This window comes from Alphaproteobacteria bacterium (assembly GCA_017302575.1).
Lineage (GTDB): Bacteria > Pseudomonadota > Alphaproteobacteria > Rickettsiales > UBA3002 > JAFLDD01.
Genome location: JAFLDD010000001.1, coordinates 1,178,749 through 1,190,599 on the forward strand (window position 1 = coordinate 1,178,749; position 11,851 = coordinate 1,190,599).

General features: G+C 50.6%; 12 protein-coding genes and 2 tRNA genes. 8 read left to right on the forward strand and 6 right to left on the reverse strand.

Going from position 1 to position 11,851, the window contains the following annotated elements:
• The first annotated feature begins 6 nt into the window (after positions 1-6).
• The 6 genes from J0M34_06075 (at position 7) to J0M34_06100 (ending at position 3,755) form a co-directional block, all read left to right on the forward strand.
• Positions 7-579 (forward strand): DUF1013 domain-containing protein, encoded by a 573-nt coding sequence (locus tag J0M34_06075; GenBank protein ID MBN8543816.1) that lies wholly within the window; start codon positions 7-9, stop codon positions 577-579.
• Positions 579-2,054, forward strand: a complete 1,476-nt coding sequence (gene rfaE1 / locus J0M34_06080; GenBank protein ID MBN8543817.1) for a D-glycero-beta-D-manno-heptose-7-phosphate kinase — start codon at positions 579-581, stop codon at positions 2,052-2,054. The genes J0M34_06075 and rfaE1 overlap by 1 nt, the downstream gene beginning before the upstream one ends.
• Positions 2,055-2,177: 123 nt before the next feature.
• On the forward strand, positions 2,178-2,975 hold the full coding sequence (locus tag J0M34_06085; GenBank protein MBN8543818.1) for a prepilin-type N-terminal cleavage/methylation domain-containing protein: 798 nt from the start codon (positions 2,178-2,180) through the stop codon (positions 2,973-2,975).
• A gap of 66 nt (positions 2,976-3,041) precedes the next feature.
• Entirely contained in the window at positions 3,042-3,362 is a 321-nt protein-coding gene (locus tag J0M34_06090; protein MBN8543819.1) for a divalent-cation tolerance protein CutA, read from the forward strand.
• A 53-nt stretch (positions 3,363-3,415) separates the two neighbouring features.
• Positions 3,416-3,489 (forward strand) — tRNA-Gln (locus J0M34_06095).
• A 20-nt stretch (positions 3,490-3,509) separates the two neighbouring features.
• Entirely contained in the window at positions 3,510-3,755 is a 246-nt protein-coding gene (locus J0M34_06100; GenBank protein ID MBN8543820.1) for a hypothetical protein, read from the forward strand.
• Here J0M34_06100 and J0M34_06105 read toward each other — a convergent pair.
• Positions 3,745-4,368 (reverse strand): MarC family protein, encoded by a 624-nt coding sequence (locus J0M34_06105; GenBank protein ID MBN8543821.1) that lies wholly within the window; start codon positions 4,366-4,368, stop codon positions 3,745-3,747. The genes J0M34_06100 and J0M34_06105 overlap by 11 nt on opposite strands.
• Positions 4,369-4,472: 104 nt before the next feature.
• Here J0M34_06105 and typA point away from each other — a divergent pair, with 104 nt between their 5' ends.
• The gene (typA, locus tag J0M34_06110; GenBank protein ID MBN8543822.1) at positions 4,473-6,299 is read left to right on the forward strand and encodes a translational GTPase TypA; all 1,827 of its coding nucleotides are present in this window, start codon (positions 4,473-4,475) and stop codon (positions 6,297-6,299) included.
• 99 nt (positions 6,300-6,398) lie between these two features.
• Here typA and J0M34_06115 read toward each other — a convergent pair whose 3' ends face one another.
• Genes J0M34_06115 through J0M34_06125 form a run of 3 tightly spaced genes read right to left on the reverse strand, consistent with a single transcriptional unit; the run spans position 6,399 to position 9,546 of the window.
• Positions 6,399-6,830 (reverse strand): GNAT family N-acetyltransferase, encoded by a 432-nt coding sequence (locus J0M34_06115; GenBank protein MBN8543823.1) that lies wholly within the window; start codon positions 6,828-6,830, stop codon positions 6,399-6,401.
• Positions 6,827-8,179, reverse strand: coding sequence for a class I SAM-dependent methyltransferase (locus J0M34_06120; protein ID MBN8543824.1), 1,353 nt, complete (start codon positions 8,177-8,179; stop codon positions 6,827-6,829). The genes J0M34_06115 and J0M34_06120 overlap by 4 nt, the downstream gene beginning before the upstream one ends.
• Complete coding sequence (locus tag J0M34_06125; protein ID MBN8543825.1) at positions 8,176-9,546, reverse strand: methyltransferase domain-containing protein; 1,371 nt, start codon at positions 9,544-9,546, stop codon at positions 8,176-8,178. Before J0M34_06125 ends, J0M34_06120 begins: the two co-directional genes overlap by 4 nt.
• A gap of 90 nt (positions 9,547-9,636) precedes the next feature.
• Between J0M34_06125 and J0M34_06130 the strand changes: the two genes are divergently transcribed.
• On the forward strand, positions 9,637-10,554 hold the full coding sequence (locus J0M34_06130) for a hypothetical protein (GenBank protein MBN8543826.1): 918 nt from the start codon (positions 9,637-9,639) through the stop codon (positions 10,552-10,554).
• Here the strand turns inward: J0M34_06130 and J0M34_06135 are convergent.
• Complete coding sequence (locus J0M34_06135) at positions 10,532-11,596, reverse strand: glycosyltransferase (protein ID MBN8543827.1); 1,065 nt, start codon at positions 11,594-11,596, stop codon at positions 10,532-10,534. The two genes, J0M34_06130 and J0M34_06135, sit on opposite strands and share 23 nt — an antisense overlap.
• 72 nt (positions 11,597-11,668) lie before the next feature.
• Positions 11,669-11,743, reverse strand: a tRNA-Glu gene (locus J0M34_06140).
• Positions 11,744-11,851: the final 108 nt, after the last annotated feature.

The following is an 11,851-nucleotide window of genomic DNA, read 5'->3' on the forward strand; positions in this document are numbered from 1 at the left end:
ATTACAATGGCCTACCCACTTATGCCCAAAGGCACTGCTGTTTGGTTGCTGGATAACACCACACTAAGCTTCGAGCAAATCGCTGATTTCTGCGGCATGCACCCGCTTGAGATTCAAGGCATCGCTGATGGCGAAGTCGCTGCCGGCATCAAAGGCCAAGACCCATTACTCATGGGCGAACTCGAGAAAGAAGAAATCGAGAAGGCAGAAAAAGATTCCGATTACCGCATGAAGTTGTCTGAGCGCGCGAAAAAACACGCCGTGCTTGAGAAGGCGAAAAAAGGTGCGCGTTACACGCCTATCGCTCGTCGCCAAGACAAGCCAGAGGCGATTCAGTGGATCATCAAATATCACCCTTACATTCCAGACTCACAAATCGTGAAGTTGATTGGTACGACGAAAAAAACCATCGAGTCGATTCGTGGTCGTACGCACTGGAACATCAACAACATTAAGGCGAAAGACCCTGTGTTGCTCGGTCTTTGCATGCAGACAAAATTGGATGCGGTAGTCACCAAATTCCGCCCTGCAGATGCGAAGCCGATTGTGGTTGAAACATCGGAAGATGACGCGGCGTAATGTCTGCGCAAGACGCACTGTTACACATTATTGATACGATACCTTCGACGCGCCTGCTCTGCGTGGGTGATGTTATGCTTGATCGCTTCATGTACGGTCATGTGGATCGCATTTCGCCTGAAGCACCTATCCCCGTATTCACGATGGAAAAAGAGTCGCGCATGTTGGGCGGCGCTGGCAACGTGGTGCGCAATCTCTTGTCGCTTGAAGCAGAGGCAAGTTTTGTTTCCGTGATCGGTGATGATTCAGTGGGCAAGCAGCTTACCGCTTTGGTCGGCGCGGAAAAGCACTTGGTGCCTTATTTGATTACAGAGAGCGGTCGCGTCAGCACCAAGAAAACTCGTTATGTTGCAGGTGGCCAGCAATTGCTGCGCTCAGACCATGAAACCAAGCATCACCTGCGCGACACCACCGCCGCACAATTATTGGAAACGATTGTCAGTGAAATTGCTAATCATCAGGCAGTCATTCTTTCGGATTATGGCAAGGGCGTGCTCACTGCTGCTGTTGTGCGCGCAACGATCGATGCAGCAAACGCCAGTAAAATTCCTGTATTCGTTGACCCTAAACAGCGCGATGTTTCGATTTACGCGGGCGCAACGGTGCTGAGTCCCAACCTCAAGGAACTTGCATTGACCGTGGGTGTGGACGGCTTCGCGTCCGATGAAGCGATTGTCGGTGCTGCACAAACGTTATGTAAGCAACATCAATTTACGTATGTGCTCGTCACACGCGGTAAAGACGGTATGACGCTCGTCAACGCCAAAGGTCTTGTCGAGCATATTCCTGCAAATGCGCGTGAAGTGTTCGATGTTTCGGGTGCGGGCGACACCGCCATTGCAACACTTGCGGCAGCCTATGCTGCAGGTGGTGACATGGCGAACGCAGCACAGCTTGCTAATCTCGCTGCCGGCGTGGTGGTGGGAAGACTTGGCACCGCAGTTGTGTATCGCAGTGATTTGACGACGGCTCTTTACACGACACAAGCCTTGGCACATCAGCAAAAAATTCTGCCACTTCATTATGCGCAAGATATGGTGACGAGCTGGAAGCGCGACAAACTTAAAGTCGGTTTCACGAATGGTTGCTTTGATATCATGCATGCGGGGCATGTAAGTTTGCTGCAAGACGCGAAAGCGCGCTGCGATAAGTTGGTGATCGGGTTAAATACGGACGCGTCGGTGCGCCGCCTTAAGGGAGAATCGCGCCCCGTGAATCATGAATTGGACCGCGCAACGCTACTTGCTGCACTTAGTATGGTCGACTTAGTCGTGCTATTCGATGAAGACACGCCCCTCAAACTGCTCGAAACATTGAAACCTGACGTTTTGATGAAGGGTGCGGATTACACTAAAGAGCAAGTTGTGGGTTGGGAGTTGGTAGAATCCTATGGTGGTAAGGTGGCGTTACTACCCCTCAAACAGGGCTATAGTACCACGGGAATCATCAAGAAAGCCTCAGGCTCAGCCGCTTAGTTGTATTTACACCACATGTTCAACTTATAAGTGCGTCTCTGCTATCCACTAATAAAACAAAATTAGTTGCCATTTCATGATATTAGGCGCTAAATCATGCGTATGTTCATTAGGAGCCTTCCCATGCGTCGTCACACCCAAAAAGGTTTTACACTCGTAGAGCTTGCAATCGTTCTTGTTATCATTGGCCTCATCGTGGGCGGCGTACTTGTGGGACAGGATCTAATCAAAGCAGCAACCGTTCGTTCAACGCTTAGCGACGTTGAAAAATACAATGCTGCAGCAACGACATTCCGCAATAAATATGCTGGTCTTCCAGGTGATCTTTTAGCAAATAACGCTACGCAGTTTGGTTTGCTCACTGCAACAGGTCGTGATGGTACGGCTGGTCGTGGTGATGGTAATGGTCTAGTGGAAGGTTGCGCGGCTGGTGCGACTGCAGCAGGTTGTGAAACAGCGCTCTTCTGGGTTGACCTTAGTACCGCAGCACTCATTCCGCAGAACCTTTCAACGTATGACTCTACCGCAACCGCAGTACCTAACATTACGAGCATTGCGACGATGTCTGGCTATTTCCCAACTCAGAAAGTTCGCCAAGGCACATTTGCCTATGTGTTCCCTACACAGGGTCGTAACTTCTTCATTCTTTCGACGATCACTACGGCAGGCGGCGCGGGTGCAGTTACCCCTGGTGCTGGTCTAACGCCAGGCGAGGCACGCTCCATGGACGAGAAGTTGGATGACGCACTGCCAGCTACGGGCGTTGTGCAGGCTGTATCTGCACTTGCAACGGTCGATGTCGGTGCTGCCGCAGCTACGGGTGTATGCGTAAACAGCACGCCGGCTCCTGATACCTACAACGTTGGCACTGCATTCGTCGATGAAATCAACTGCCGCGTACGTCTACGCGCTTCGTTCTAAGACGAGCGACTACTAGAATACTAACGCCGTGGCTTATAACCGCGGCGTTTTTTATTGGAGGGTTTGATGAATCAGGTTCAACTCTTATATGTCACCGTGCCTAGCCGCGATTTGGCCACTTCCATTGGCCGCGCGCTGATTGAGGATCATCTTGCTGCATGCATCAACATACTGGGCGAGATTGATTCAATCTATCGCTGGGAAGGCGCGCTTACCGAAAGCAAAGAAGTCGCTCTTATCGTCAAAACCACTGCTGCAAATGCCGAAGCGGCGATTGCGCGTATCAAGGCATTACACCCTGCTCAATGCCCTGCCATCCTCGCTTTGCCCGTAAGTGGCGGATTTGCGCCTTTTTTAAGCTGGATAGACTCAGAAACAAGTGCCTGAATTTCCCATTGATTGCTGGAAAACTATACGATATGACACCAGCCTGCCTGTGTTGGGGCGTCGCCAAGCGGTAAGGCATCGGTTTTTGGTACCGACATCCTAGGTTCGATCCCTAGCGCCCCAGCCAACTTTCTCAAAGAGTGATCCATGACCACAAACAAAGATATACTGAAAGCACTCGAGAATGTTTACACCTCACTGCACGCAGACAATGAAGGTCTTGATACACGTATCGTCGAACTGAAAACGGCACTGCATGCTGCGGGTGAAAAAGCCATTTTGGTTGAGCCCACCAAGTTACCACAAAATAACCGCCAAGGTCGCAAGATGCTGCAGACCTATTTCAAGAAGCGCGGCGTGGTAGTGGAATTCCCGAAAATTGCTAGCGAATAAAATCCAGCGCGCCATCGCCGACGATCTGCACTGCAAGCGCTGCGAGCAGAAGGCCTAAAATGCGCGACAACACAATACGACCCGTTGTGCCAAGTAGTTTGTCGATTCGGTCTGCCATCAAGAATACGGCTAAGCAGGAGCCCATGGTCACCGCGATCACCGCAGTGAGGCCGACCCACGCCAAGATACCTTCAGCGTGACCTGCTTGAACAATCGTTGCCGTAATCGCACCGGGCCCCGCCATAAGCGGCATGGCTAATGGAAATGCTGCGATGTTTTTTGGATGGTCATGTTCAATTGCGGCATCAGCAGAGTTGGACTTTCGCTGCTCGCGTTTTTCAAACACCATTTCTACCGCAATGAAGAACAACAAAATACCACCAGCAATACGGAAAGCAGGCATGGTAATACCTAGTGACGACAGCACCAGCTCACCCGTAAGCATCACCACGACAAGAATCGTCGTTGCAATCGTGACTGACTGGTAGGCTACCTGTTTGCGCTGAGCGGCGCTGAGGCCTGCTGTAAGCCCCAAAAAGATAGCGGCAAGCCCTGGCGGGTCAACGGCCACAAAGAGGGTCGCAAAGGCGGTTTTGATGAATTCTAGTTCCATGGGCGCAGTCTCATAGCAGTTTTCGGCCCAAAGTCGATAAAAATACTGGATTCTTGCGGGAAACTACGGTAGGTGCAGCGCAACAAAATTGGATGGCTGGACTTATGCAACTTAGAAATATCGCAATTATTGCTCACGTTGACCATGGCAAAACGACGTTGATTGACGTGATGCTGCGCCAAGCAGGAACCTTCCGCGACAACCAGAAGGTTGAAGAGCGCGTGATGGACTCTAACGATCTGGAGAAAGAGCGCGGTATTACCATTCTCGCGAAATGCACCAGCATTCAGTGGAAAGACACTCGCATCAACATCATCGATACTCCTGGCCACGCCGACTTCGGCGGCGAGGTAGAGCGTATCTTGGGTATGGTGGACGGCGTATTGGTTCTCGTGGATGCAGCCGAAGGCCCAATGCCACAGACCAAATTCGTACTGATGAAAGCATTGGCACTTGGCTTGCGCCCGATTGTTGTCATCAATAAAGTAGACCGCCCTGATGCGCGCGTTGACGAAGTATTGAACGAAGTATTCGACTTGTTCGTTGCGCTTGAGGCGAACGATGCACAGCTCGACTTCCCTATCATTTACGCTTCAGGCCGCAACGGCTGGGCCGTGAAAGACCTCAATGACCCACGCGAGAACCTCCATATCATCATGGATGAAGTGGTGCGCTACGTAGAAGAACCAAACGTGGATAAGGACGCAACCTTTGCATTCCTCGTCACCCTCATTGAGTCGGACAATTTCTTGGGCCGCGTACTCACTGGTAAAATCGAAAGCGGCAGCGCGAAAGTCGGCATGCCGGTGAAAGGCATGCGCCTTGATGGTACAGTGATCGAACAAGGCCGAATCACCAAGCTATTGTCGTTTGACGGCATTGAGCGCAACCCTGTGAACGAAGCTGAGGCAGGCTCGATCGTATCGATTGCTGGACTTACCGAAACCACTGTGGCCGACACTGTTGGTGCGATTGAACTTCAATCACCACTGCGTGCGATTCCAATCGATCCGCCAACAATGGCCATCACGATTGGCGTGAATGATTCGCCGCTTGCTGGTACCGAGGGCACGAAAGTGACCTCGCGCATGATTCGTGATCGCCTGTTCAAAGAAGCGGAAAGTAACGTTGCTATCACCGTGAAAGAAACTGAGCGCGCCGATGCATTTGAGGTCGGTGGCCGAGGTGAATTACAGCTTGGCGTATTGATTGAGACGATGCGTCGTGAAGGCTTTGAGCTTTCCGTATCGCGCCCACGCGTACTGTTCACGGCCGATGAAGCTGGCAACCGCCTTGAGCCTATCGAGGAAGTGCAAGTAGATGTGGATGAAGAGCATTCCGGCGTCGTGGTCGAGAAACTCTCGCTGCGCAAAGGCAACATGACCGACATGCGCCCATCATCTGGTGGTAAAGTGCGTATCAAGTTCCTGATTCCTGCACGTGGCATGATAGGTTACCAAGGCGAATTCATGACCGACACACGTGGTTCGGGTGTGCTTTCACGCATCTTCCATGGCTATGCGCCTTACAAGGGTGACATCCCTGGCCGTCGTAATGGCGTGTTGATTTCTAACGGTAGCGGCGTTGCCGTAGAATACGCGCTATGGGGCTTGGAAGACCGTGGCTACCTGATTATTCCAGCGGGCGTGAAAATCTATCAAGGCATGATTATCGGCCAGCACTCGCGCGATAACGACCTTGAAGTGAATGCGCTGAAAGCAAAACAGCTCACCAACATCCGCACGACCTCAAAAGACGAAGCGGTGAAATTGACGCCACCACGTGTTCCAACGCTGGAGCAAGCGATTGCTTACATTGAGGAAGACGAGTTGATGGAAGTAACGCCAAAGAATATTCGTCTGCGTAAGAAAGAACTCGACCCCAACGAGCGCAAAAAAGCAGAACGTTTGCGCGAAGCGGCAGCTAGCTAGCATTTTAATGCTTCGGACATCGGCATACTGCCTAGTCCTTCGCGCCGCGCTGCGGGCTCATGGCTGACTCGGTTCTGCTGAACCTCGAATAACGTTAAATTACAATGCGCGTTCCATGTCGCGGTGGGGAATACCTGCTTCCATGTATTCATCGCCAATAATCTTGAACTTAAGCGACGTATAGAACGGTATGGCCTGCTCTTGCGCAGCCAATACCATTTTTCCTGCCTTGGATTCTTTACGAATATGAGCAATGATATGCTCCATCAGCGCCTTGCCCAAACCCTTGCCGCGATGTGGTTTGCGAATGGCAACGCGCTCAATCTTCACCTTCCCATCCAGATACCGAATACGCCCCGTGCCAACAGGCGCGCCGCCGGCTTTAATCAGAAAGTGGGTTGCTTTATCATCCTGACCGTCAAACTCGATTGACTCGTCCACAAACTGTTCGCGTACAAATACTTCGGAGCGAATAGCGAAACAAATCGCGATATCAGGCGCATCTCTCACAATCATGACTACTGGTTTCATGTTGGTATCCTCGCTTGAAAGACATCATGGTGTAATACTTCGGCAGTGTCCTTGTGCCGCAAGAACATCCATAGTGCATTGCGCATAGGTGTAAATAAGTTCTCAAACTCTGCAATTAGTTGCTCAGTGGTAGGCTTTGAGGTGCTTACCTGCTGCACAGATTTGATAATCTCACCGAGTGGACGTTTACCATCAATCGCTGCAAATAACTCTGGTAGGTGTGGTGTATGCTTGAGGGTAACGATTGCACCTGTTGATTCTTGGCGAATCGTCACGGTTTCTTCTGCATTCGTGCGAATGACTTCAAGCAATGGCGCATGCTCACTATATACGTTGAACCCTAAATGCGGCACCATTGCCAAATCATTTGGGCTGGGGGGTGTAACAAGTTGTTTGGTCGCGTAGAAGGTATGTTTCTCGATCTTACTATGGAGTAGTTCGGCTAATTCCTGCTGTTCTTTTACAGGCCAATGGCTAACTTTTTCAATCAGCTCAGGATCCGTGAGATAGTAGGATGCGTCATACAGACGATGGCCAATGACGCGGTCATCACTAAAGAGTTCCACCAAATTCAACGTCGCTTTTCCGAGAAATTCATAGAGTTGCGGAATGGTGTAAGCGCGGTCTTGTGTATGTAGCAGCAAATCATAAATGGCATTATCACCGCCTAAAATCTCATTGCGAATCATCTGGGATGAATGAATGAACCAATTAGTATGCGGCATGCTATTGAGGATGATTTTTGCATTATCAACCTGCGTTTGTAAGTTCGCTTCGCCTTCGTTTACAATACGCAACATCTCTTGCATCTGATAGACAGCCATGCGCCCATATTGCGCATAGACCATGATGCTCATCGCGCCGTCATCAGCCAACGCCTCACTGAGAACTTTCAATCCTTCATCGGGATTAGACAAATGGTGCAGCACACCCGAGCAGTTAATATAGTCAAATTTCCCAAGCCCAAGTTTTGGGATATTCAACAGTGAATCACGGATCCAGCGAATATTGGTGAGGCCACGAATCTCGGCACGCTCTTGCGCGACCTTCATGGATGCTTCTGACATGTCGATATAGACAACCTCGTTGCCTGTGCCGCGCAGTTGTTCAGCGAGCGCAATGGCAGAGTCACCCGTTCCACCACCCGCGACAAGCGAGCGAAACTGCTTACGGAAATCTCTTCGGCCACCAAAACATGCGTGATTCAAATGATCAAATGCCTCTGTGACAGGCATCGTAAATTTATGTTTTTCATTCTGCGGATTGACAGGTGGGTAAGGATAATTCTCGTACTGCTCACGCACCTGACGCAGATAATTCGTATCGTCTGTCTGTGGTAATGCGCTCATACAGCTTTCCTTCTGGGGATACGCGCTTGCATCGCCTCTGGATAGGTAATAGGCGCTGTAGTCTTATGTCGCAAGAACATCCAGCCAATACGATTTAGCGCTTCGTAGCATGGCTTAAATTGCTGAGAAAGCGTTTGGAAATTCACGCTTTTGTCTTTGCTTGAATCCATTACAGAGCGGAAAATTTCACGTAGGGTTTTCTGATTATTAATTTGTCCCCAAATAGCCGCCAATTGAGGTGCATTCGGAAACTGTACTGATATATCGCCTACCGACTGTTTCAGCTGCACCACTCGCCCCGATTTACTGATCATGTTCGCAATATCTTTGGGATAGGAATGGACCGTAAATCCAATACAGGGGATCATATCCAGATCATCAATTGACGGTGCTTGAGGAACTTTCTTCACCAGATGCACCGTGTGCTTTTCGATTTTGCTATAGAGTAATTCAGCTAAGGCATGCTGCTTTTCCATGGGCATCTGCTCAATTTTTGCAAGCAGTCTCGGATCGCTTATATAAAAGCTAGGGTCATAAATACGGTGGCTGATATTCTGATAATCGGAGTAGAAACGCAGCACTGAGAGTCCTGCCTTGCGTGTGAATTCGTAAAGTTCGGGGATAGAATAAGCGCGGTCTTGTGTGTGCAGCAGCAAATCATAAATGCCAACGTCGCCACTACCATTTACTTCGTTTTTGATCATTTGTGAAGAATGAAACATCCAATGCGAGGTTGGCAAGTTTGAAAGGATTTTGCGCGCAGTATCCACTTGCTTTTGAAGGTTAGGCTCGTCGTGATTAAGCATGCGCAGCAAATCCTGCATGATGTAGACGGCCATGCGGCCATATTTCGCATAGACCATGATTCCCATCGCGCCATCTTCCTTGAGCGCGTCACTCAGGATTTTGAGGCCTAAATCAGGGTCTGCCAAATGGTGCAACACGCCTGAACAGTTGATATAGTCAAACTGGCCTAGGTCCATTTTGGGGATGTTTAGTAACGAATCACGAATCCAGCGTATGTTGGTAAGCCCGCGGTTCTCTGCACGCTTTTGTGCAACCTTCATCGATGCTTCTGACATATCGACATAAATCACTTCGTTGCCAGTATCGCGCAGTTGTTCGGCGAGCGCTATTGCTGCATCACCTGTACCGCCACCTGCGACGAGTGAACGGAAAGGTTTGCGGAAATCTTTTCGGCCACCAAAGCACACGTGGTTAAGCAGCTCAAAGCTTTCCGTGACAGGAATGCGTGGCGCTACATACTCTATCTCTGGGTCAATACTCGGATAAGGGTAATTCTCGTATTGCTCGCGTACCTTCTTGAGGTAGTTCTCATCTTCGACTGGTGCAGTTGCAACGTTCATACCGCGAGGATAGGCAAAGCCATGTTCACAATCAACTCAAATTCTCAGCAGGATTGCATTCCAATACGATTAGCGCTAGCCAGATAGCTAATGAAGGAGATGCGCGTGGTTCTACGCTTCCGACCAGCAACAGAGATCTGGCATGTAGGGGTCGCCCGTGCGCCGATTACCGCGTTTATACCCCAGATTTCCAAGCCCGCCATCACGTGGCTGCCATACCCTAAGCCCTTTTGTTTTATTGCTGACCCGTTTGGGCATGTCGATGATGCTGGTAATCTCACCTTACTCGTTGAAGCGCTGGATTATCGCGTCAAACGCGGCGAGATTCACTATTACCGTTACGACAAGAACTTTGCACTCATCGACATGGGCATTGCGCTACGCGCGGCGCATCATCTTTCCTATCCATTTTTGCTGCAGCATGATGGGCAAATCTACATGCTGCCCGAGGCGCACCGTAGCGGTAAACTCACGCTCTATCGTGCTAAAGATTTCCCAACGCAGTGGGAGGTGGCCGCGACACTGCTCGATCTGCCCGCGATTGATGCGAGCATCATACAGCATCACGATAGATGGTGGATGTTTTTTGCACTCCCAGGCGCAGATGGGCGCGCCATGAACGAGTTGCATATTGCCTATGCTGACTCATTGCTGGGGCCATGGCATCTACACGCCAAAAACCCCGTACGCACAGGGTTTGATAGTAGCCGCATGGGTGGCACCCCATTTGTGCACCAAGATGCGCTCTATTTACCAATGCAAGACTGCCGCGAGAGCTATGGTGGGGCACTACGTTTATTGCGAGTGGACGAGCTTACGCCAGATCATTTCCATGCCGAGATCGTACGCGACATTACGCCAGATTCATTGGCATCAGGCTATGAGGGATGTCATACGCTTTCGGCCTGCGGCACACTGACTCTGTTGGATATGAAAACCACGCAGCATTCTGCGCAGCGACACCTTATAGACTGGCAGCGACGATTTAGACGTCTGATTGGTACTTAAATCGCTCAATTGTTTCACGCAGTGCCGCTTCCATCTTCGGCACGATGTTGGCTGCGCTATATTCTGGCGCACGCAATAGCGCACGCTTACCCGCCTCATGAATCGTAGCTGGATGGGTGATGATGTCGGCAAGCTGTTTGGCCAGCGCGTCACTCGTGCTATCGCACAGCCAGCCATCGTGGCCATGATGGATGATGGTTTTAGGGCCGCTCGTGCGCGTTGCTAGCACAGGAATAGCATGGGCAAATGCTTCGATAATGATAAGCCCAAAGGACTCATGACGCGAGGGAACACATAAGCAATCAACCTGCTCGTAGAATGCGCCTGTATCTGCGACCCAGCCATGCCATGTGATCATGTTGTCGATGCCTAACGTCTTCGCGTGCTGCACTAGTGTGGCCTTCTGTGGCCCATCACCGCCAATATGCAGGCTAAACTCTATGCCTTGTTGATGGAGTTTTCCTGCGGCCTCAAGCAATAAGTCCAAACCTTTTTCGGGCACCAAGCGCCCAAGAAACCCAATACGGGGCGGCTTGGTCAATGCCTCGCGTGACGCGACTTGTGGCACATGCATCATAAAATTCGGCAGTACAGCGATGTGGACATCCACGCCATGACGTTGCGCAAATGACTGTGCAATGTCTTGATTCACTGCAATCGTCAGATCGGCACGATGTAAGCGGTGAAAACGCGCACGATGCAGCAGTTCGACATGCGGCGTGGTTTTGCCTAATAACGCTTGCGCGTAGGTCAAGACCCTGTCTGCCCGTTTACCATGCGCGAGGATAATGTCTGGCTTGTGAGCGGTAATGATGCGTTTGACAGCAAGCATATTGCGTGGGTCGTATTGGCTGCGCGCTGGTAAGAAAATCGTGTGACTATCTGCTTTCAGCGATGCAGCTATCTGCGCACCCTCACTCATCAGATTTATTACATGGTGATCACGCGCCTGCAGCGCGTTCGCGTAATGGGCGAACATGGCTTCGATACCGCCCAAGCCTTTACCCAACATTACATGCAAAATGCGCAACGACGATGTCATGGAAAATAGCTACAGGATTTTATAGGGGGGATGGAAGCTATTTCGCAGATGGCGAAACAGCTAAGTTTTAAATGGTGACCCCTACGAGAATCGAACTCGTGTTTCATCCGTGAAAGGGACGCGTCCTAACCGCTAGACGAAGGGGCCACGTGGCCGTCAAAAGAGGGTGTGTTTCACCATGTTAGCCCCCTTACGTCAACGGTTTTTTTGTAGGGGTTGCAACCCCGCTCTCACCCTGCTACACAGGCCAACCGC